General features: G+C 71.0%; 15 protein-coding genes. 6 read left to right on the top strand and 9 right to left on the bottom strand.

Translation table 11 applies throughout. The features are described from left to right. The first annotated feature begins 283 nt into the window (after window positions 1-283). Complete coding sequence (locus tag ACN28I_RS46015) at window positions 284-2,632, top strand: DNA internalization-related competence protein ComEC/Rec2 (protein ID WP_420948199.1); 2,349 nt, start codon at window positions 284-286, stop codon at window positions 2,630-2,632. 4 nt (window positions 2,633-2,636) lie between these two features. Continuing rightward, entirely contained in the window at window positions 2,637-2,891 is a 255-nt protein-coding gene (locus tag ACN28I_RS46010) for a hypothetical protein (RefSeq protein WP_420948198.1), read from the top strand. A gap of 3 nt (window positions 2,892-2,894) precedes the next feature. Here the strand turns inward: ACN28I_RS46010 and ACN28I_RS46005 are convergent, their stop codons facing one another. Further along, a complete protein-coding gene (locus ACN28I_RS46005) occupies window positions 2,895-3,908 on the bottom strand; it encodes a carbohydrate-binding family 9-like protein (RefSeq protein ID WP_420948197.1) in 1,014 nt (337 codons plus the stop codon). A gap of 351 nt (window positions 3,909-4,259) precedes the next feature. Between ACN28I_RS46005 and ACN28I_RS46000 the strand changes: the two genes are divergently transcribed. Next, window positions 4,260-5,126 (top strand): FHA domain-containing protein, encoded by an 867-nt coding sequence (locus tag ACN28I_RS46000; RefSeq protein WP_420948196.1) that lies wholly within the window; start codon window positions 4,260-4,262, stop codon window positions 5,124-5,126. Window positions 5,127-5,129: 3 nt separating this feature from the next. On the opposite strand, the gene ACN28I_RS45995 is transcribed toward ACN28I_RS46000, so the two are convergent. From ACN28I_RS45995 to ACN28I_RS45980, 4 genes are all read right to left on the bottom strand, one after another. After that, window positions 5,130-5,492, bottom strand: a complete 363-nt coding sequence (locus ACN28I_RS45995) for a PH domain-containing protein (RefSeq protein ID WP_420948850.1) — start codon at window positions 5,490-5,492, stop codon at window positions 5,130-5,132. A 188-nt stretch (window positions 5,493-5,680) separates the two neighbouring features. After that, window positions 5,681-6,991, bottom strand: a complete 1,311-nt coding sequence (locus ACN28I_RS45990) for an adenylosuccinate synthase (RefSeq protein ID WP_420948195.1) — start codon at window positions 6,989-6,991, stop codon at window positions 5,681-5,683. A gap of 72 nt (window positions 6,992-7,063) precedes the next feature. Beyond that, on the bottom strand, window positions 7,064-10,663 hold the full coding sequence (locus ACN28I_RS45985; RefSeq protein ID WP_420948849.1) for a UvrD-helicase domain-containing protein: 3,600 nt from the start codon (window positions 10,661-10,663) through the stop codon (window positions 7,064-7,066). Between the two features lie 37 nt (window positions 10,664-10,700). Further along, window positions 10,701-13,952 carry a PD-(D/E)XK nuclease family protein gene (locus tag ACN28I_RS45980; protein WP_420948194.1) on the bottom strand — a complete coding sequence of 1,084 codons (3,252 nt, stop codon included), beginning with the start codon at window positions 13,950-13,952 and terminating at the stop codon, window positions 10,701-10,703. A gap of 70 nt (window positions 13,953-14,022) precedes the next feature. On the opposite strand from ACN28I_RS45980, the gene ACN28I_RS45975 reads away from it, so the two are divergent. The 3 genes from ACN28I_RS45975 to ACN28I_RS45965 all read left to right on the top strand — a co-directional run bounded on the left by ACN28I_RS45975 (window position 14,023) and on the right by ACN28I_RS45965 (window position 16,121). Continuing rightward, window positions 14,023-14,913, top strand: a complete 891-nt coding sequence (locus tag ACN28I_RS45975; protein ID WP_420948193.1) for a phosphatase PAP2 family protein — start codon at window positions 14,023-14,025, stop codon at window positions 14,911-14,913. Window positions 14,914-15,050: 137 nt separating this feature from the next. Further along, window positions 15,051-15,497 carry a hypothetical protein gene (locus ACN28I_RS45970; protein WP_420948192.1) on the top strand — a complete coding sequence of 149 codons (447 nt, stop codon included), beginning with the start codon at window positions 15,051-15,053 and terminating at the stop codon, window positions 15,495-15,497. Between the two features lie 39 nt (window positions 15,498-15,536). Beyond that, window positions 15,537-16,121 (top strand): hypothetical protein, encoded by a 585-nt coding sequence (locus ACN28I_RS45965; protein ID WP_420948191.1) that lies wholly within the window; start codon window positions 15,537-15,539, stop codon window positions 16,119-16,121. 34 nt (window positions 16,122-16,155) lie between these two features. Here ACN28I_RS45965 and ACN28I_RS45960 read toward each other — a convergent pair whose 3' ends face one another. The 4 genes from ACN28I_RS45960 to ACN28I_RS45945 form a co-directional block, all read right to left on the bottom strand. After that, the gene (locus ACN28I_RS45960) at window positions 16,156-16,506 is read right to left on the bottom strand and encodes a glycosyltransferase (protein ID WP_420948190.1); all 351 of its coding nucleotides are present in this window, start codon (window positions 16,504-16,506) and stop codon (window positions 16,156-16,158) included. Beyond that, window positions 16,499-17,464 carry a glycosyltransferase gene (locus ACN28I_RS45955; protein ID WP_420948189.1) on the bottom strand — a complete coding sequence of 322 codons (966 nt, stop codon included), beginning with the start codon at window positions 17,462-17,464 and terminating at the stop codon, window positions 16,499-16,501. Before ACN28I_RS45955 ends, ACN28I_RS45960 begins: the two co-directional genes overlap by 8 nt. A gap of 8 nt (window positions 17,465-17,472) precedes the next feature. Next, window positions 17,473-18,384, bottom strand: coding sequence for a metallophosphoesterase family protein (locus ACN28I_RS45950; protein ID WP_420948188.1), 912 nt, complete (start codon window positions 18,382-18,384; stop codon window positions 17,473-17,475). Window positions 18,385-18,507: 123 nt separating this feature from the next. Next, window positions 18,508-21,474: a choice-of-anchor D domain-containing protein gene (locus ACN28I_RS45945; RefSeq protein ID WP_420948187.1), complete on the bottom strand. Its 2,967-nt coding sequence runs from the start codon at window positions 21,472-21,474 to the stop codon at window positions 18,508-18,510. Window positions 21,475-21,613: the final 139 nt, after the last annotated feature.

The raw sequence follows: 21,613 nt of genomic DNA, 5'->3' as shown, positions 1-21,613 counted from the left end.
AGCCGCTCACAAATACCACGATTCACCCCTTACAGCAACATTGCAGTCTTGACCCGCCCGGAAATACCTGACTAGCCTGCGTGCCTTTTCGTGTGTGCCGTCGCCCGGTAGGGCGATGCAGCACGACGAGACGGATCGGGTTGCTGGGTGGTGGGGGTGGGGCGTGGGCCGTTATTCGTGGCGCGATCTGACCGGGCGTCCTCTGTTCTTCCCTGCTGTGAGCCTGATGCTCGGTGCGGGGTTGGGTCTCGGAACAGACGCCTTTACTGGATTATTTCAGCTAATGGCCGCGGCGTTCCTGGGAGCGGCCTCCCTGGCGCTCGCTCGCCTGCCCGGTGCCCATCTGGGCGTGCTGCTTTGTCTGGGTTTCACGGGTGCGGGCCTCGCCAGTCTGGAGGCGGGGACGGATGTGCCGCCCGCGCTCGTGCACGGAGGCGCCGCGGTGCTGGAGGGCGAGGTGGAGCGCGTGGACCGCTTCGAGGACTCCACCCGCGTCCTGCTCGCCGTGGCCCGCGTGGGACAGGGCGCCGGCAGCCCCGCGCGCTTCCACGCGAGTCTCTATGCCCACGGGGCCCCGCCCTCGCTGCTGCCCGGACAGCGCATCCGCGTGGAGGCCCGGCTCAAGCTGCTCGAGCCCGCGTCGAATCCCGGAGAAAAGGACTTCTCCGCAACGCGGCGGCGGCAGGGGCTCGCCTTCACCGGCAGCTTCCAGAGCGCGGGCATGCTGGTGCTCTCCCCTGCCCCTGGCTGGCGCCAGCAGTTGGTGCGTACGCAGGAAGGCCTCACCCAGGCGGTGCAGGCCGTGGCGCCCTCGGCCGAGGCCGCGGCCCTCTTCCTCACCCTGGCCGCCGGACAGCGCGCCGCGCTCGATGACGAACTGGAGGAGGACTTCTCGCGCAGCGGGCTGGCGCACGTCCTCAGCGTGAGCGGCCTGCATGTGGCGGCGCTCGCGCTCATGACGCTGGCGCTGCTGCGAAAGCTGCTCGTCCTGGCTGGCGCCCGCGTGCACGGCCTGCGGCGCGTGGATGCCCGGCGCCTGGCCGCCCCCTCCTCCGTGCCCTTCGTCTGGGCCTACGTCGTCTTCACCGGCAACCAGCCCCCGGCGGTGCGCTCGGCCGTCATGGCCACGGTGGTGCTGCTGGGGCTCGCGCTCTGGCGGCGGGCCGATGGGCTCAACAGCCTCGCCGCCGCCGCGGCCCTGCTCGTCGCCTGGGTGCCCTCCAGCGTCGCGGACCTGTCGCTGCAACTGTCCTTCCTCGCCGTCTTCAGCCTGCTGCTGCTCACCCCCGCGCTGCGCGAGGCCCTTCCCATCGCGCCGCCCGATCCCCAGGAGTCCCACAAGCTCAAGCGCCTGCTCGCGAGCACCCGGGAGACGGTGCTGGAGACGTTCTGCGCGAGCGCCGCGGTGACGGTGGCCAGCCTGCCCCTGGTGGCGGGGACCTTCGGACGCGCGAGCCTCGCGGGGCTCGTCTCCAACATCGTCTGCATGCCCCTGTGCGGCCTGCTCACCGGCTTCGCCGCGGGAGGGGCGGCCCTCTACGTCGTGGCGCCCGTGCTGGCCACCCCGCTGCTGTGGGGCGGCGCGTGGGCCTCCCAGGTGCTCCTGTGGCTCACCCGCTTCTTCGCGCACGTGCCCCTGGCCACGATGGACCTGCCCTCCTTCGGCCTCGCGGCCTCCCTGCTCTACGCCGCGGGGCTCGCGTGCTGGGCCCTGGGCGAGCGGCGCACGCGCCTGGGGGGCCTCCTCGTCCCCGTGGGGCTGGCGCTCGTCTTCCTCGTGCCACGGCTCGTCCCCGAGCCCGGCCTGCGCATCACCTTCCTCGCCGTGGGCCAGGGAGATGGGGTGGTGCTCAGCTCCCGCGGGCACCATGCGCTCATCGACGGCGGCGGTGTGCCCGGCGGCGCGGATCCGGGCCTCCGGGTCGTCGTCCCCTTCCTGCGCGCCTCCCGCATCGAGCGGCTCGACCTGGCCGTCCTCTCCCATCCCCACCCGGACCATGCGCTCGGGCTCATCTCCACGCTCGGGCAGGTGCCCACCGAGCGCCTCTGGCTCGCCGCGGACAGCGTGGATGGGCACCTGTCCAAGCAGCTCATCGCCGCGGCCACCGGCGCGCACGTGGAGCAGGTGCAACTCGGCCACCCGTCCTACCGGTTGGGCGAGGCGACCCTGGAGGTGCTCGGCCCGCCCGAGGACCGCGAGTTGATGGAGGGGGTGAACGACAAGAGCGTGGTGCTGCTCGTGCGCCATGGCGATGTCACCGTGCTGCTGCCCGGCGACGTGGAGGAAGAGGGCGAGGCCGCGCTGCTCGCCAGCGGGAAGCTCGGGCCGGTGACGGTGCTGAAGGCGGCGCACCACGGCTCGCGCACCTCGTCCACGGAGGACTTCCTCACGCGGCTCCGTCCCCGCTTCGCCGTCTTCTGCGTGGGCCGCCGCAACCGCTTCGGCTTCCCCCACCCGGAAGTGGAGGCGCGCTACCGCTCCCTGGGCACCGAGTGTCTGCGGACGGACGTGCACGGCGCCATCACCTTGGAGAGCGATGGGCGTGACGTCCGCCTGAGCACCTTCCTGCCCGCCGAGCCTACGATTCCTCCGGTCCCGGTTGCCCCGATGGCCACCCATCACCAGCCTTGAGGCGATGATTTCCGACGACCTGGACCTTCGTCAGCTCACCGTTGACCTCAAGCGCATGCTCGCCCCGGGTGAGCCCGTGGGCTACCTGCGTGGCAAGTCGCTCATGCGCAACCTGCTCGTGGAAACAAAGGGCTTCTCGGAGCTGGAGGCCGAGGAACTCATAGACACCCTCGAGATCCGCGGCTTCCTCCGCTTCCTCGGGGACCCCACCGAGCGTTCCGTCGCGGACGCCCAGTGGGAAATCTCCCCGCACTCGTAGCCGCTACTCGAAGACGAGCCAGCCGAAGCGCGGCAGCGCGTGGAAGTCCCCCACGAAGAGGGGTGAGAAGGACTGGCCTTCCACCTGCTGCCGCCTCACGTGCTCCAACCGGTAGAGGTTGAAGCGCCAGCGCTCCCCCTTCTTCGGCGGGACGTTCGGCACCTCGGCGAGCCGGGCGAAGGGAATGCGCATCTCCACCCGCCAGCCCTCGTCGCGATCCTCGGGATTGTCCAGCGTGCCGCGCACCTTCACGGCCGTCTGCATCCCCGAGTCCCAGCTCAGGTCCATGCCCTGCCGGCGCGCGGGGAAGTACGCGTCGAAGTTGACGTTGTGCGGCGACACCTGCATCTCGTTGTAGGTGCGCCCGTCCGCGTTGGCGTCGAGGAAGATCTCCACCACCTCCTGCTCGTAGATGGGCGCATCGCGCTCGCGCAGGGTGCCCCAGACGTCCGGGTCCTCCACATCGAAGGCCACGTAGAGGTACTGGTCGTCGTAGGCCAGGCGCGCCTCGGTGCGCAGCGACGGCTCACGGCCATCGAAGCTGCCACGCAGCACCACCGGGGCCGCGGCCTTCCACACCGCGTCGTCGAGCTCCCCGTCGATGACAGGCGCCTTGGCCGCGCGGCGGGCGGTGTACTCGGGCAGCGGCGGAGGGCCTCCACCGAGCTGCGGGCCCAGCACCCGGTTGTCCCCCAGGTGCGCGTTCGGGTCGTCCACCGCGAGGCGCTCGTCCCCCTGCCAGAAGCCGAGCACCACCCGGCCGGGCGCCGGAGGCATCGGCACCGTGTGGACGTCCTCCACCACCTTGCCCACGGGCCACGTGCCCAACGGGGCCGCGCCCCCCGCGAAGTCATGGTCCGCGTTGACCATCATCTGCCCGCTGGCGGGGTCCACCACGTGCACGAAGAACTTCCAGCCCCGGGGCACGGCGCGCACGGCCTCGAAGTAGTGCTCGAGCTTCACCGCCTGCCCGGGCACCGCCACCGGCGGGGTGACCCGCGTGCCGAGGTAGCGCACCGCGCCTCCGCCAAACGTGGCCCCGCTGCGGTACGTGCAGCTCCGCCGGTGCGGCGTCCAGCACACGCGCCTGGACGGGCGGAGGCAGGGCCTTGGCACGGGGTTTGGGACCGGCCTGCTCGTCGCGGCAGGCGGTGGCGAGCAGCGTGAGCGTCAACAGCGTCAGGAGGCGGGAGGCGGGGCGCATCGGGGCCGCGAATCCTAGGCCCCCCTCCCCCGGATGTCTCGGAGAAGGGCTCCGGGCCCGTCCGCTCACGTGGACGATGGGCCGGAGATGAGACGGCCCGGAGACGGCAACCCCCCGCGATCCCACCCGTCCGTCCCGGCACCCGGTTTGCCTCGGCCAGGGCCATGCACTTCGAATTCGAGCACCTGGGCACCGCCACCCCCTTCGAGCTTCCCGAGGGCGTCCACCTGCTGGGGGGCGCCGCCGGGGACCAGGTCCGGCTGGAGGGGCTCCCCCCGGGCCTGCTGACGCTGCGCATCGAGAGCCACCGGCTGATGGTGGAGGCCACCCACACCTTCACCGTGGGGGGCGTGATGGTGCCACCGGGAGTCCCGCGCCTCGTGCTGCCGGGAGAGGTGGTGGGCCTGTCCGAGGAGATGCGGCTGCGGGTGAGGGAGCCGGACGGAGACGCCGAGCGGCAGGTGGGCACCGTGGCCGTGCTCAAGCACCTCCTCATGGACCTGGAGGAGCCACCACCCTCGCGGGCCGCCACCCTGCGGTGCCTCATCGGGGCGGACGTGGGCCGCACCTTCGCCCTCGCCGAAGCGAGCACCGAGCTTGGCCGGGGCAAGGAGGTGTCCGTGCGCCTGCGGGACATCGCCGTGTCACGCCACCACGCCCGCATCCGCCACCAGGACGGCGCCTTCGTGCTGGAGGACCTGGACAGCCCCAACGGCGTCTATCTCAACGGCAAGCGGGTGGACGCCCCCTCCCCGCTCCACGAGGGCGACGTCATCGAGCTGGGCCGGACGCTGCTGCGCTTCCAAGCACCCATGGGCACACCCGAGCCGGAGACACCGCCGGAGCCATCCCCCACCCCGGTCGAGACACCCGCTCCGGCCGAAACACCCCCCGCGGACGAAACACCCGCGGCGCTCTCCGGCGAGGACATGCCGGAGCGCCCGCAGGTGCGGTGGGAAGGGTGGCTCATCGGCCTCGGGGCGGCACTGGCCCTGGTGGGGCTGCTCGCCACCTACGCCCTGACGCCCTGAGCCTCAGGCGCGCAGCGGCAGGAGACCGGCCCGCTCGACGAGGATCTTCGCCAGACGGCGGTGGTCCGCGAAGAGGCTGGTGAAGTGCACCAGACCCCGGCCGGCGCGCACGGCGTACACCGTCACCGGCCCGGGCAGCACGTCCACCTTGCGGATGTCCGCGAAGGTGAAGCGCCGCGTCCGCACCAGTCCCCGGTACGTGATGCCTCCCGAGTCCACGATGATCCGCGTGCGGCCGTAGTACGTCACCGACACGGCGAAGAAGAGGACGAAGAAGACCGCCGAGAGGAATGTCTGGATCGGCACCCCGTCGAACCGCAGGAGGTACACCAGGACGCCCAGCCAGAGCAGGGTCGCGGCCCCCATGATGGCCGCGAGCACCGCGTGTGGGCGGAACACCTGCCTGCCTGCCTTCGCATCGCCCCTGTCCATACGAAAAAACTAAGGCGGGGGCCTGACATCCGCCACCCGCTCCCTCGCTTTCCTGGCGGGGGAGTCTGGGGGCTCACTTCCGGGGAACTCCGAGTGTCCGGAGTTCCGCAGCTCCGGGCGGCTCAGCTCCGGAAGGGGTTCTGCAGCAGCACCGTCTCGCCGCGGTCGGCGCCCACGGAGATGCACACCACGGGCACGCCGGAGATCTCCTCCACGCGGCGCACGTAGCGCTTGGCGGCCTCCGGCAGCTCGTCGAAGGTGCGCACCCCGGCGATCTTCTCGTCCCAGCCCGGCATCGTCTCGTAGATGGGCTTGACGCGCGCCAGGTCCTCGTAGTCCCCGGGCAGCTCGGTGATGCGCTTGCCGTCCAGCTCGTAGGCGTTGCAGATCTGCAGCGTCTTGAGGCCGGAGAGCACGTCCAGCTTGGTGAGCGCCATGCCCCACAGCCCGTTGACGCGCACCGCGTAGCGCAGCACCACGCCATCCAGCCAGCCGCAGCGGCGCGGACGGCCCGTGGTGGCGCCGAACTCGTCACCCACCTTGCGCAGCTTGTCGCCCGTCTCGTCCGTCAGCTCCGTGGGGAACGGACCGCCGCCCACGCGCGTGGTGTAGGCCTTGCTGATACCCATCACCTTGTCGATGGTGGTGGGGCCCAGGCCCGAGCCCACCGCCGCGTTGCCCGCCACGCAGTTGGAGCTGGTGACGAACGGGTAGGTGCCATGGTCCACGTCCAGCAGCGTGCCCTGGGCGCCCTCGAAGAGGATGCGCGCCCCGCGCTGTACCTGGCCCGCGAGGTAGAGCGACACGTCCGTCACATGGACCCGCAGCCGCTCACCCAGCGCGGCGAACTCGTCCTGGTACTTCTGCGCGTCCAGCTCGGGAGCCGTCTCGTTGGCGGCGCGGCACAGCTCGCGCAGCTCGTCGCGCACACCCGGGAGCCGCTCGTCGATGCGCTTGCGCAGCCGCTCGGAGTTGAGCAGGTCGCGCACGCGGATGCCGCGGCGCGCCACCTTGTCCTCGTAGGCCGGGCCGATGCCACGCCCCGTGGTGCCGATGGCGCTCACGCCACGGGCCTTTTCCCGGTAGCTGTCCAGCAGCTTGTGCCACGGGAAGATGACGTGCGCGTTGTCCGAGATGAGGAAGTGCGAGTCGTCCTTGAGGAAGCCGCGCTCCTTGAGGGCGTCGAGCTCCTTCACCAGCACGGCGGGATCCAACACCACCCCGTTGCCGATGACACAGGTCTTCCCCGCATGGAGGATGCCCGAGGGGATCAGGTGCAACACCGTCTTCTGACCACCCACCACCAGGGTATGGCCCGCGTTGTTGCCGCCCTGGAAACGGACGACGACCTGGGCGTGCTCGGTGAGCAGGTCCACGACCTTGCCCTTACCCTCATCTCCCCACTGCGCTCCGATGACGACGACGTTCGGCATATTGCGGCCCGCTTAGCACGCTTCCCCACGGGCCGTCATCGGCTTGGAGTAGGAAGTGCCGCGAGAAGAACCCTACTGGCTCGAATGACAATGGCCGGCGTAGCCACAGGCCAGCGTCTGACACACGGACGGCTCCCGGCCCGGCCAGCGGCCCCGGACGTCCGCCTCCACCAGGCCCCGAGCCGCTTCCCGCAGGCGCTCGGTGATGGTGTCCATGTCCACGGCGGACGTGGGGAACTCCGGCTCCGGCAGGTCCTCGCCCAGGAAGGCCACTCCCACTTCCACGGGCACGCCCTCGCGCACCAGCCGCCGCGAGGCCAGCAGCACCGCCGCCAACGACCCGGCATGCGCCTCCACGCCCCGAGGCGACCGCTTGCCCGGCTTGAAGATGACCACCCGCGCCTCGCCCGCGGGTGTCTGCCACAGGAGATCCACCTCGCCCTCCAGGGCCGCGGGTGCATCCCCCGGCAGCGACAGCACGAAAGGCAACGCGCGGTGCACGCTCGACGCGGGAACGGTGGCCAGACGCCGGGCGAACGCCGTGCCCAGGAAACGCTCCACCGTGGCGAGCGCCTCCTCCACTCCGTCCTCTCCCACGTCCCAGCCCACCTCGCGCACCAACGCTTCCAGACGGCCCCGCCGCTCGGTGGCCGGAGTCCCGGCGAGCCGGAAGTCCACCACGCGCAGCAGCGCCAGCACCCGGTCCGAGGCACTCAGCGCCGGCGCGCCCCACGCATCCCGCTCGATGTACAGCGGTGACACGCGCGGCGGCGTCTCCCAGGGCGCTCCCTCCGCGCGCAGCCCGAGCTGGTGCACGTAGCGGTAGCGGCGCGGACACACCATGAAGTCCTGCATGGCCTCGGTCCCCACCTCCGCCACCTCGGGCATGGCCAGCGCCGGGGTCTCGTGCACCCGCTGCAACGCCGCCTCGAGGCGGGCCTCCTGCTCCGATGGGTCCACGGCCTCCGGCTCGTCCAGCTCCGGGGGCGCGGGCAACGTCTCCACGTCCAGATCCTCGACGAGCCCGCGCAGCCGCGTGTCTTCTCCCAACCGCTCGTCGAGCAGACACCACCACGAGTCGGACGCGCCGCGCTCCTCGCCTCCGGAGAGGATGAGCCGGTCCCGGGCGCGGGTGAGCGCGACGTACAGCACGCGCCGGTACTCGGCCGTCTCGCGCCGCTTCAGCTCGTCCTTCACCTCGTCGTAGCGGGGGGAGCGGTACTTGTCGAGGCTGTCCGGCAGCCACGGCCGCAGGCACAGGCCATGGGTGCGCTCGAAGAGGGCCCGTCCACTGGTGAACCGCCGCAGGCTGCCGAGCGCCGGCACCATCACCACCGGCCACTCCAGGCCCTTGGCCCGGTGGATGGTGAGCAGTTGCACCGCGCGAGGGTCTCCCGCTTCCAGCAGATCCGCCTGGGCCTCCGTGGGCTCCTCGTTGGCCAGCCGCTGCAGCTCACGGGCGAAGGTGACGCAGCCGCCCGTACCCCGCTCGTCACGCCGTCCCGCCAGCGAGAGCAGCTTCTCCACGTTGGCGCTCGCCTGCTCCGCGTACGGGGTGCCCGCCAGCGCCTCGCGGTAGCCCGTCACCTCCATCGCGGCTTGCAGCAGCGCACGCACGCCGAGCCGATCCCTCTCGCGCCGCAACGACGGCAGCGCCGTGAGGAAACGCTCCAACCGCACCCGCTCTCCCTCGGGCAACCCCTCCAGCGAGGAGGAGCCTCCGCGCTCCACGGTGGGCAACGACAGGCCCGCGGGCCCGGCGAGCCGGAAGAGCGAGGCGTCCGACAGGCCCACCAGCGGCGAGCGCAGCACCGCCGCGAAGCCGAGCGCGTCCTCGGGGTCCGCCAGCAGCGACAGCAGCGAGGCCAGGTCCAACACCTCCTGCGCGCCGTAGAAACCACGCCCGCGCAGCACCCGGTGCGGAATGCCGTGGCGGATGAGCGCCTGCCGGTACACCTCCAGGTGCGTGAAGGTCCGGAAGAGCATGGCCACATCGCCGCCACGCACCGGCCGCGGGCCTTCCTTGTCCTCACGCTCCACCAGGGGCTCCGCGCCCGGGGCCAGCATCACCTTCAGCCGCTTCGCCACCGATTCCGCGTCCGCCGCGCGCAGCTCGCCCGTGGAGAGTTCCTCGTCGTCCAGCACGAGCCGCTCCACCACCGGCGCGGGCACCAACTCCGGGCGCACCGCCGAGAGATCGTCCTCCTTCGGGACGTACACCACCTCGTACGGACGCGCGCCTCCCTCGCCTCCCACCAGCACGCCCGCGAAGGCGTGGTTGAAGAAGTCGAGCAGCGGCGGCACCGAGCGCCGGTTGTGCTGGAGGAAGTCCCGCACACCGCCCTCGGATTCAATCTTCTTCGCCAGCACCTCGAAGACGGACACGTCGGCGCCGCGGAACTCGTAGATGGACTGCTTGCGGTCACCCACCGCGCACAGGAAGGCGGGCTCCAAGGGGAGCGCGTCCACCAGGCTCTCGTCCGGACGCAGCGGGCGGGGGCCCCCATCGCGCTTCTCGGCCAGCAGCAGCACCAGCTCGAGCTGCAGACGGTTGGTGTCCTGGAATTCGTCCACCATCAGAGCGCCCAGGCGCTCCTGCACCTGGCGGCGGTAGTCCGGGATGTCCCGCAGCAGGTCCCGCGTCTTCACCAGCAACGCGGTGAAGTCCAGCGCGTTGCGCCGGGCGAACTCCTCCTCGTGGCGCGCCTCCACCTGCGAGAGCAACGCGCGGAACGAGGACTCGAAGGGCGCGGTGCGCCACCCGGCGTATGCATCCTCCAGGCGCATCACCGAGCCGTCGCTCTTCCCGAAGAAGGCCCAGTACAGCTCCTTCATCGAGTTGCCCGGCTCCTTCTTCAGCCGGCGCACGTCGCGGCCGTCCTCCAGGAAGGCCGCCTTGAGCAAGGGCAACCGCTCGGGCTCGAAACAGTTCTCCGGCGTGAGACCGTCCAGCGCGGCCTCCAGCTTCTCGCGCAGGACACGCCACTCGCCCTTCTTGTCCAGCTCGCTCACGGTGGCGCACAGGTCCCGGCACCGCCCGGCGAGCGCCTCGAAGCCCGCACGCATCTCCTCCGCGCTGGAGGTGCGCACCTCGGCCGCGCGTAGGCCCTCCTCGCGCAGCTTGCCGTAGGTGGCGGACAGCGAGGACACCAGGCCCTCGGTGAAGTCCGAGCCCGAGAACGTCAGCTCCTGGCACAGCTCGCGCACACCCGCGTCATTGGCCTCCAGCGCGTCCAGCACCACGCGCTCGCACACGTCCAACACCAGCGTGCGGGCCTCCAGCTCGTCGAGCACCTCGAAGGACGCGTCCACCCCCGAGCCCGGAGGCGCACGGCGCAGCAACTGGCCGCACAGCGAGTGGAAGGTGCCCACCGAGGCCGAGCCCAGCTCCTCGCGCAGGGCGCGCCAGGCGTCCTTCGTGGGGAAGGGCTGCCCCAGCCGCTCGAGCGAGGCCCGCAGCTCCGGCTCATCCGTGGCCTTGGGTTCCTCGTGGACGAGCTTGTCCAAGCGCACCCGGACACGCGCGCGCATCTCCGCGGCGGCCTTGTCGGTGAACGTCACCATGCACAGCCGCGAGGGACGCAGGGGCTTGGCCCCCTCGCGCGCCCCGGCCAGCAGGTGCAGCGTCATCGTCACCAGGCTGTACGTCTTGCCCGCGCCGGCACCCGCCATCAGGGCGAGGTTCTTCTCCAGCGCCAGGTGGAAGGGCCTACTCACGGGCACCCTCCTCCTCCACGAGCCGCCGCTCGGTGATGCGGCACACGGCGCGGTAGCCGCAGCTCCCGCAGTCCTTCGGTCTCATGGCGAACTGCCCTGCCCTCACGGTGTTCACCAGCGCCTCCACCGCATTGGCCAGATTGGGCTTCGCCTCCGCCGCCATCCGCGCCCGCACCTGCGGCTCGGTGGACAGCAGCTCCTCCAGCTCGACCGCGTCCTTCTCCAGCACGTCGGACAGGTAGATGACGTCTCCCGTGCGCAGCGAGAACCACGCGGCATTGCGCGTGTTGCGATGGCCACTCGCCCGCGCCGCGTACAGGTACAGCGGGAGCTGGAAGTCCGAGTCGAGCAGCTTCTTCTTCAGCTCCGACTTCGACAGCTTGCCGGACTTGTAGTCGATGACGCCCACCTCGCCGCCCGCCATGTCCAACCGGTCGATGGTGCCCTCGAAATGGATGACGTCCTCGCCCACCTGGAGCGTCACCTCGTTCCACCCCTCCGCCGGGTTGCGAGGCCCGAAACGCAGCTCGAAGCCCGCGGGCTCGAAGCGCTCGAACGGCAGGCCCCGCCGCTCGTCCATGAGGATGCGGCGCACCATGTTCTTCGCCCGCTCGCGCGCCAGGCGCCAAAGCGCCGGGTGGCCCACGTAGTGGCGTTGCTCGAAGTGCTCCCGCACCTCGTCCAGCACCGTGTCCAGCAGCGTCTCGGGCAACTCCTCGAGGCCCCGGCCCAGCAGCTTGCGCTCCTTGAGCCGCTTGAAGAACTCCTCCAGCACCCGGTGCCAGAAGACGCCCTGCCCCCGGCGATCGAACTCCTCGCCCGGCTGCTCCGGCTCGGGCACCTTGAGCCCGTAGGACAGGAACCCCTGGAAGCCGCAGTTGCCGAAGCGCGCCAGCGCCGAGGCCGACAACGGCCGCTCCTTGTCGAAACGGAACGCGTCGCGAATCGCCTCGCCCAGGGCCGGGTCCTCCACCGCGCCGGTGTAGCGGCCCGCGCGCTTGCGCGTGTCCCCGAAGAAGTGCAGGCGCTCGATCTCCACCTGCACCATCTCCTTCGCCGAGGCGAGCCACGGCGCCTCCTCGAAATGCCGCTGGAGCACGTTGCGGGCGGGGTCCGGCGTGGAGACGCGCAGCCTCGGAAGCGCGAGCGACTCCAGCACCACACGCCGGCGCAACTCCGCCTCGGTGAGCACCTCGTCGAGCGGCGCGATGGCCGGCAGCGAGCGTGCCTCCCACGTGGCCCCCGTCAACCGCCGCACCTCCTCCAGGAAGGTGGAAGGCGCCTGCTCCTGGCCTCCCTGCCCCTCCACCGCGAAGGACAGGCTCACCGTCTCCCCGGCGGCCGCCAGGACGCTGGCGAACAGGAGCCGGTCCTCGGTGAGGCGCCAGGGCGCGCGGTCCTCGAACTCGCCGCCCGTGAGACGGAAGATGTCCCGGCCCAGGTGCTTGTTGAGGGCGATGCGCTCGGTGTCACCCAGCAACGGATTGGGCGCCTCGCGGCCGGGGAAACGGCCCTCGGCCAGTCCTCCGAGGAAGACATGGGCGAAGGTGCGGCCCTCCAGCTCGTGGACGTCCAGCACCTCCACGGCCCCCGCCGCGGGCCCGCGCGCGGGCAGGTGCACGTCACGCATCATGTCCTGCAGCCAGCGGCCGAAGGTGCGCCGCTTCAGCCGGGGCCCTCCGCCCACCGCCGCGAGCGTCCGCTCCAGCTCCCGAACCCGCCCGGCGAGCGCCGCCCGCGCGGCATCGTCCCGGGCGCGGGCATCCAGCGCGAGCGCGCCGAGGCCATCCTCCGAGGCGGCATCCAGCGGCCCCTCCGAGTCCAGCAGCCCCAACCGCCGCACCACCTGCCACCACGCGGCGAGCAGCTCCGAGGCCCGCCCCTGCTCCGGAATGCGGCGGCAGGACTCCAGCAGGAAGAGGCACCGCTCGCGCAGCACCCGGGCGCCATGGGCGCGCTGCTCCTCCTTCTTGCGCACCTGGCCCGGCAACGGCTCCAGCCGCTTCGCCAGGGCCTCCAGGCGCAGATCGTACGCGCCCTTGCCCCGCGTCGCGCCCAGCCGGTCGTCCCGCACGGCCGCGAGCGTGAGGAGCGTCGCCGGAGCCTCGGGCGCCCCCCGGGAGAGCATGGGCGCATAGCGGCTGGAGACCAGCTCGGCCACGCGCTCGGCGGGGAAGCCGTCCTCCACCAGCAGCGGCAGGTCCAACGCCAGGCGCACCGGGCCGGCCAGCGCGAGCGGCTCACCCCAGGGCAGGCGCACGGGGACACCCAGCTCGCCGAGCGCGTCGGCCACCCAGCGGGCCTCGGGCCCCAGGTCGCGCCACGCCACGGCGATGCTCCCCGGCGGCACGCCGTCCGACACCTTGCGGCGCACGTCCCGGGCGATGAGCCGGGCCTCGTCCCGGGACGAGCCCGCGCTCCACATCCGCAGGCCGTCCACCGCGTCCTTCAGCACGTCCTTCGGCGCCTGGGGCGAGAAGAGATGGCGGCCGAGCTCCACCATGGGACGGGACTCGAAGGTGACGTCCGCCTTGAAGAGGTCCACGTGGGGCAGCGTCTCGCCGCGGTTCTCGAAGGCACGGAAGAGGGCCGCCAGGGCCGCGTCCGCCACCGGCGAGCCACCCACCGGCGTCTCCACCCGCAGGCCCACCCGGCGCGCGTCGCAGGCGGCCGCCAGGGCCATCAACAGCTCCAGCCCCGAGGGCCGCACGTCGTAGATGCCGTGCAGCACGATGCTGCCCACGTCTTCCCAGGCCGAGGGCCAGGCCTGGCGCTCCAGGGCCTCGCGAGCCCCGCGCACCACGTCCTCGCGGTCCGCCAAGGCCAGCTCGGCCATCTTCTGCTCGTAGGCGTGGTGCAGCAGGGCGAGCGTCCGCGCCCGGTTGCGCCGCTCGGGAGGGAGCACCTCCAGCGCATCCTGCAGCTCGCGCGGGGAGAGCCGGCCGGCCTTGAGGTCCAACAGCACCTCCAGCGCGGCCCGGGCGAAGGCGGGCTCGTGCACGAAGTCGCCGAAGGGGGTGTCGCTCAACCCCTGGGCGAGCGAGGCCACCACGGTGCGCGCCACGAGGGGTGGGCACGGGCGGCGGCCCAGCTCACGCGCCCCACCGAGGGCCTCGAGGAAGCCCTCCCAGGTGAGGTAGGAGTCTCCACGCACGACTCCCGCATGGCCGCGAGCCGCGCGCAGGGCGGCTTGACGGCGGCCATTGTCGGGGAAGACCTGGAGGGTACGGCGAGAATCGGTCATACGGGGGGGTGGAGTGTAGAACGGGGCGCGGGGCGTATTTATGCTCGCCGATATGCCAACCGCCCTTTGTTTGCTAGCGCTTGCTTCCCTGGCCGCCTCTTCTCCCGTCCCCACCGAGGCCCTGCCCTCGGCGGCGAGGCAGGGCTCGGACGCCCCCACGGTCCAGGCGCTCGACTTCAACTGGACGCGCGATGGAGCCATCACCGGCGTCGCCGGGCTGCTTTGGATTGGAAGCGAAGCCGTCTTCAAGAAGGACCTCGCCCCGAAGACCTGCCGCTGGTGCGACCGCTCGGCGGACGGTACGGACACCCTCAACGCGGTGGACCGGTGGGGCCGGGGCGTGATGGCGGACACGGCCGAGGGCCGCGAAACCTGGGACTTGTGGAGCAACATCGGGGGCTTCGGCGTGCTCCCGGTGGGCGTGCTCGGAGCGCAGTACCTGTTGGCCTCGGGGAGTGGCGCGCCGCTGCGCTACTACGCGCAGGACACCACCATCATCGTCGAGTCGGTGGTGGTGGCCTCGCTGGTGAACCAGTTGGTGAAGTTCTCCGTGGGCCGGGAGCGCCCCTTCGTCCACCTGCTGCCCGAGGATCAGAAGGGCCTCACCAGGCACCCCACCGACAACAACCTGTCCTTCTACAGCGGGCACACCAACATGGCCTTCGCGCTCGTCACGGCGGCGGGCACGGTGTCCGAGCTGCGCGGCTACAAGCACCGCTGGCTCATCTGGGCGGTGGGCCTGCCCGCGGCGGCTTCGGTGGGGCTGTTGCGCATGGGCGCGGGCAGGCACTACCTCACGGACGTGCTGGTGGGCGCGGCGGCGGGCACCCTCTTCGGCGTGGGCATGCCCCTGCTGCTCCACGGCCGCCAGGAGGAGTCGCAGGCCCAGTCGCGAGCCGCGCGCATGTCCATGAACGTGTCCGGTGGCCTCGGCGGCGTGATGTTCTCCGGGCAGTTCTGAGTCCGCCCACCCGCCGCAAGACCCTTTCACAGGCAATCGCCTCAAAGTAACAAAAGCACAAACATGTCGGACCTCCCCCTCAGCATGTCTGTCGAAGGGGAGGTCTCATACACATTCGACTCTCACTCACTGGACGAGTGGTCCTGCTGTGGCTGGCGGCCTTTGGCGCCTGTCAGCTTGCTTGTGTCGGCGGCCATATCCCGCCGTCCATGTTCCAGTTCACCAACATCGTGCCCTATACCGGTCCAAATGGTGGGGGATGGAAGGTCGCCCAGGTGCTCATCCTGCTGGGCAAGATTTCCCCCATGTTCTCTTCAGCCGCGACTTGCGACATCGAGGTGGGCGTTCCGGAAAGGAACATGAAAGGGTGGGTTCTGGATGAGTTCGCACAAGTGGAGGCCGCCAAGGCAGCGGACAAGGCCGCACGTCTCGTCCTGCGCGAGCAACAGCCGACGGCCATGGCGTGTGAGCAATTCAGGAAGCACATGCAGAGCATCCTGACGGAGCCGGTGTTCGGACCCATTCCTGGTGCCAAGGTCACCGGCTTTCGGGAAGTAGGAGTCCCCAGGGCGACGTTTCCGTAAAGACGGAGCCACCCACGAGTCTCGAACAAAGAAGAAAGCATGAATCCGGAATTGACGGCCGACGCACTCCTCCAACTCGTTCACCGCTACTACCCGGCTGGCCTCCGCAACGATGACCCTCGATACGATGCGTCAGAGGAAGGCCAGCGCCTCGAAGCGCTGATCCAAACCCACGTGAAGCCTTCGCCGGCCTGGAAGGGTTTCATCCAGCAGCTCGATGAGGAGTTCCCCGATTGCCATCTCTGGGACACGACCATCCCTCACCATGACCCCTGTTACAGCGTCCGCATCTCCCTCCCGGGGTTCGTGACGGGAGCCCCCCTCTACGACTGCATCGTATGCCTGCTGAGCCAGCTCGCCCCGGTGTATGCCCTCTACGCATCACACACGGAGAAGAAGGGCCCCGATCAGGGAGACTATTGGCTTCGTTTTCCGCCATTTCCCCCCGAGTTCCAGGCGCAGGAGGCGAAGCTCTCCGGCCTCATCGGGTCCACATTCGGCTTCACCCGCCTGTCCAACGACATTCTCTTCACCCCCGTGCCGGACCTCGTCCCGCGCACGGCCAATGACGGACCCGGCCACGCGCAGCTCATCGACTGCCTCTTCACCTGGCACCGCTGGTGACACGGAACGACCGGAGGCGCTGGCGCATCGCCGCTCAGCCGCGCGCTTCCTTCAGGTGCCGCTCGATCTCGTCCGCGGCGAGCACCTCGGCCCCCTCGTTGCTGGCGCGAGCTCCCAGCGCCCTGGCCCGCTCGGCCACGTGCGGCTGAGCCACCTCCCGGATCGCCGCGGCCAGGGAATCCACGCGCAGCTCGCGCCGGGACAGCATCGTCCCGATGCCCTTGCGGCGCACGATGTCTCCCCACACCTCCTGCGCGAAGAAGGCCGGGACAATCACAGAGGGCACGCCCGCCGTGGCCACGGCCCCCGTCGTCCCCGCCCCTCCGTGGTGCACCACCGCCTTCACCCGGGGAAAGAGCCAGTCGTGCGGCAGGTTGTCATCCACGTACACGTCCGCCGGAAACGTGCTCCGCCCGTCCACGGTGTTGCGGTGCAGGACTCCCCGGTGTCCCGTGACGCGCAGGGCCTCGAGCAGGAGGCTCCGTCACCACCGTCTTGTCGTGCACGCCCCAGCTTCCGAACCCGATGTAGACGGGGGGCGCTCCAGCGGCCATGAACTCCTTCAACCGCTCTCCCGGCTGCTGCTGCGCCGAGAGGCGCCACCGTCCGGTCTGCGCGAACCACTCCGGCCAGTCATCGGGCCGCTCCACCAGCTCCGGGCTCCACGCCACCAGCACCGGCAACCGGAAGAGGAGTCCGGGGCGGTGGGTCTCGCCGAGCAGATCCATCGGCAGGCGGTGCTCCCTCCGCCACGCGTTCACCAGGTCCCACGTGAACAGCCCGCTGGCGAGGTTCTTCACGCGTGTCGTGACGACATTGCGCAGCGCGTTCCCCTCGTGGATGCGGTTGTCCGAGACGCAATACCGCCGCGTCGGGATGAAGCCCGGATCGAAGAAGGCCTGGAAGATGGGCACGCCGCGCCGCTCGGCGACGTGGAGCGCGGGGCCCGTGAAGGCGGCGTTGTTGATGAGGACGTCGGCCCCCTCCGTGGCCTTCCAGAACTGCCGGAACTGTGACGGCACCATGCGCCGCTGCCACGTCACGAAGAGCTTCACCCCGTCCGGCCCGCCGTCGCTGCTCGCCAGGGAGTGCATCAACTCCTCGGTGCCGTCCTCCTCCAGCTCGAAGAAGTCGAGCCCGTGCTCCTCGACGAACGAGCGGAAGGGCGCTCTCGCCGCGAGCACGACCCTGTGCCCCCGGCGCACCAGCTCCGCTCCAAGCGAGACGAAGGGCTGCACGTCCCCTCGCGAGCCCCACGTGAGCGCCGCGAAGCGGAAGGACGGCTTGCGCTGGAACGAGCGCAGGAACTCCCGCGGCCAGGGATTCGTCTTCGGATGGTTCATACCCGCCGTCAGTACCCCGTCGTTTCGAGGGCCTCGGGTCCCGCGGGCGCCGGCAGCACGCCCAGGCCCCACGGCTGCCCGGCCCGCCATGACACCTGGCCGGAGAGGCCCCACCCGGCACACACCGCCTCGCGGCCCCGGAACTCCATCCAGAACACCGCTTCCTCGGGCCGCGCCGCCTGGTCCAGGCACGCCACGCGCGTGGGAGGCCTCGTCGCATTGCCCCCGAGCGTCACCGCGAAGGCCCGGTGCGAGTGCCCGCACAGCACCCACTTCGGGTGCACCGTCTCCACCAGCCGCCGGGTGATGGGGTTGCCAATCCAGTACGACGGCAGCGTCCGGCCCGGCGGCGGCACCTCCCGCTCCTGCGCCCGCTGCGGCAGGCCCCTCGGCCACTCGTGCACCAGCAGCAGATCCATGTCCCGCAGCGCCGCCACCTTCTCCACCTCGGGCGCGCGGAAGTACCCGGCCTGCTTCGCCGTGTCGAGCGAGCGGGGCCGCTTCAGCGGCTGCTCGTAGAAGCGCGGCGCGTGGATGCCCGACAGGTACCCCACCCGCAGCCCGTGCAGCTCCTTCAGGCCCGCACGCCCCAGGTAGTGCACGTTCGGCGCGAGCTGGAGGCCGTCCGGCGAGTCGTGCAGCGCCTCGAAGTCCTCGTTGTTGCCGCCAATGAAGTACAGCGGCCGCTTCATCTCCCGGACGCCGTCCGCGTACTCGGCGAACTCCGCGGGCATGGCGCGCTTGGCCGCCTTGCGCCGATGGTCATCCGCGTGACGGAAGGCCTCCACGTCCCCCACGGCCAGCACCATGTCCACCGGGCGGCCTCGCGCCTCCGCCAGCGCGTCGAGCCATGCCTCCACGCGGCGGAACCGGCCATGGATGTCTCCCACACCGGCGACCAGGAGGGATTCTGCAGCCATCGTGCCTACCAACCTGCCCCGCCCCTCTCGTCCTGTCGAGTGGGATGACCGCGCGGTGTGTCAAAAAGGAGAAGGGGCGCCCCTCGTTGGAGCGCCCCTCTCCGGCCCGTCACACTCCCAGTGCTAGCAGCCCACCGGGTAGGTGATCTCCACGGTCGCCCCGGGCGGCGGCGCCTTGTCCGCGTCGAAGATGACGGAGTTGGTGGCCGGATCGTACGTCCACCCGTCCGCCACCACCACGCCATCCACGCGCACCACGATGCGCGAGGTGTCCGCGGGCGTCTCGCTGAGCTTGAAGGCGCGGTTGGGACCGAAGGCGCTCTCCGAGATGCGCTCCAGCGAGGCGGCCCAGTTGGGCGTGCAGATGCTCTCCACCACGCCGCCCGTGGCCTGGGCGAGCTGGATGTAGCGGGTGCCGGAGCTGCTGGCGCGCGGGCAGGAGCTCAGGTCGCTCGGCCCGGCGATGGCGGAGAAGATGACCTTGGAGCGATCACCCCCCTTGAGGCCCAGCAGGAACGTCTCGTAGGCGGCCACCGGCTGCGGCGAGAAGTCCTCCTCGTCGGTGACGGCGATGATGGCCAGCTTGGCCTCCTCGCGCAGGAAGCCGGCGTTGCCGTCCATGGCCAGCGGCGTGCGCGGGTCATCCACGTCGAAGACGAGCGGAGCCGACAGGGCGCGGTACATGGCCTCCAGGCCCTGCTCGTTCCAGTGGCACACGCCCACCTGGGTGTTGCGCGCGAAGACGGACTCGGCCGCGGGCGTGGTGGGCGAGATGATGCGGGGCGCCGAGTTGTCCACGGGGAAGAAGCGCCCGTTCTCACCGCCCTCGGCGCCACCCGGGCACACCGCCCAGCCGCCCGAGGAGCGCTCCAGGCCCGTGGTGGTGACGGCGATGTGGTAGTCCACCCCGGCGGCGGCCGCGTGCGAGAGGAAGGCCGAGAAGTTCGCGCCCAGGCTCTGCTGCTCGTCCATCATCGAGCCCGAGTTATCCACCACGAAGAGCACGTCCACCTTGGCCTGCGACTGCTGGGTGAAGACGTCCGTCTGCTCGTTCTTGAGCACCGCCTTGCCGACCAGGCCCACCGTGTAGGGCGTGCCCGTGCCCAGGTTGAACCGGAGCGCGGCCGCGTCGTCCCCGCCGTCCACCGGCTCGTACGTCACCTTCACGGAGGTCTTGCTCCCAGGCGCGAGCGTCGCGGGGAACGTGAAGCCGTGCGCCACCTTGAAGTCGGCGGCGTCGCCCTCGAGGCCCAGGCCCACGAGCGTGGTGGGGCCGGCGCAGTCGTTGTAGACGATGAGCTCGCGCTCGCGCGGGCCGCAGGAGAGCCGGACGGTGCCGAAGTCCAGGGTGGTGGGCTGCACCGAGAAGCAGCCCTGCACGCCCTCGCCGTGCAGCGGCACCAGCACGTGGCCGGCGCTCGGGTGGTTCACCCAGCCCTCCGCCATGCCGGAGAACGTCCCTTCCGAGCCCGGCTTGAAGCGCACCAGCAGCCGGGCACGCTGCCCCGGCAGCAGCACCTGGTTGCCGAGCGCGTCCGCCGTGAAGGCGTCATCCGAGCCCTCGGCCACCGCCAGCCCCGTCAGGAAGCACTCGGAGGTGCCCACGTTGCGCACCGCCGCGCCGAGCGTCACCTCGGAGCCCACCGGCACGTTGCCGAACTCCACCACCGCCGGCTCCAGCGCGTACTTGCAGGGCGCGAACACCTTGCCCGAGCCCCGCACCTGCACCACCTCGGTGGAGGTGCTGGTGCCGTTGAGGATCTTCACGGACAGCTCCGCCTCCCCCGCCCCCATGCCGGCGCGCGGCATGAAGGTGATGGGCACGGCGGTGGACTGGCCCGCGGAGATGGGCAGGCTGGAGGGCGCCGTCGCCAGCAGGAAGTAGCCGCCCTTCTTCGTGGCGAGCTTCAGGTCGCTCAGCAGCACGTCGTTGCGGCAGCGGTTGATGACCTGCACGTCCCGGGTGGCGCTCATGCCCTCGGCCACCACGCCGAAGTCGAGCGGATCCGGCTGCAGCACCACGCACGAGCTACCGCCCTCGCCCTTGAGCGACACCTTGGGCCCCGGCTTCGTGGTGCCCACGGGCCGCACGTCCAGCTCCAGCCGCGCCTCGCGCACCGGGCCCACCACCGTGGGCGTGAAGGCCACGCGGATCTCCGCCACCGCGCCCGCGGGGAGCACGCCCCCCACCATCGGCGGCGCGCTCACCACGCGGAAGGCGTTGCTCGCGTTGTCCAGCAGCTTCACCCCGCCGTACGCCATGGGCTCCGTGCCCAGGTTGCGCACGATGACGCGCTCCTCGGCCGTGGCCCCCAACGCCACGCGGCCGAAGTCCACCCGCAGCGGCGTCACCTCCAGCAGCGTGGCGATGCCCGTCCCCGACAGCGCCACGACGGTGGGCTCGCACGTGGGGCACTCCACGCCCACGCGCAGCTGCACCAGGGCCGCGCCCAGCCGCTGCGGATTGAAGGACACCGGCAGCCGGCGCTCCTCCCCCGGCTTCAGCACGAAGGGCGCTCCCGCTTCGCTGGAACCGAACTGGTCCGCGTCCGCCCCGTCGAAGGCCACCCGCACCGGGCTCTCCACCTTCGTGGGGTTGCGCACGACGATCTCCCGCATCTCCACGTGGCCCAGCTCCACGTTGCCGAAGTCGAGGGTGCGCACCGGCACCTCCACCCACGCCTTCACGCCCTGCCCATCCAGGCCGAGCTTCGCCACGCCCTCCTTGCCCACGTTGTCGGCGTCGGTGAGCACCTCCAGCACGCCGGCCACCTCGCCCTCCACCTCGGCCCGGAAGCGCACCTCCACCTCGCGCTCACCGCCGGCCTTCAGCTCGAAGGAGTCGAAGGGCACCACCTCCACGTTGGGCAGGTTGGCCCGGGCCCCGTGAACCATGAACGGCGCGCGGCCCCGGTTGGACAGCCGCACCTTCATCGTCTTGGTCACGCCCACCGCCGAGAGGCCGAACTCCAGCTTCTCGGGCGATGCCCCCAACCCCGACGGAGCCCGATGCGACGACGGCCGATCGCAGCCCGCCCCGACCAGGGCCATCAGGCACGCGGCCACGCACACCCAGCGCATTCCCACCATTGAAGCCTCCCCGGACCGGCGGGCGCACGCACCGCCCGCGCGATCACCAGCCACACCTTGGGTGGGGGCTCTTGCAACCCCGGGGCCCGCGGCACCGCGCTACCCAGGGTTGTGACAAGTCGAGGGACTACGGGGAAAA

Origin of the sequence: Archangium gephyra (assembly GCF_049060025.1) — a bacterium.
In the GTDB taxonomy this organism is placed as follows: Bacteria; Myxococcota; Myxococcia; order Myxococcales; family Myxococcaceae; genus Archangium; species Archangium gephyra_A.
The sequence above is the reverse complement of the archived record's forward strand: the minus strand, read 5'-3'. Positions and strand labels throughout refer to the sequence as shown.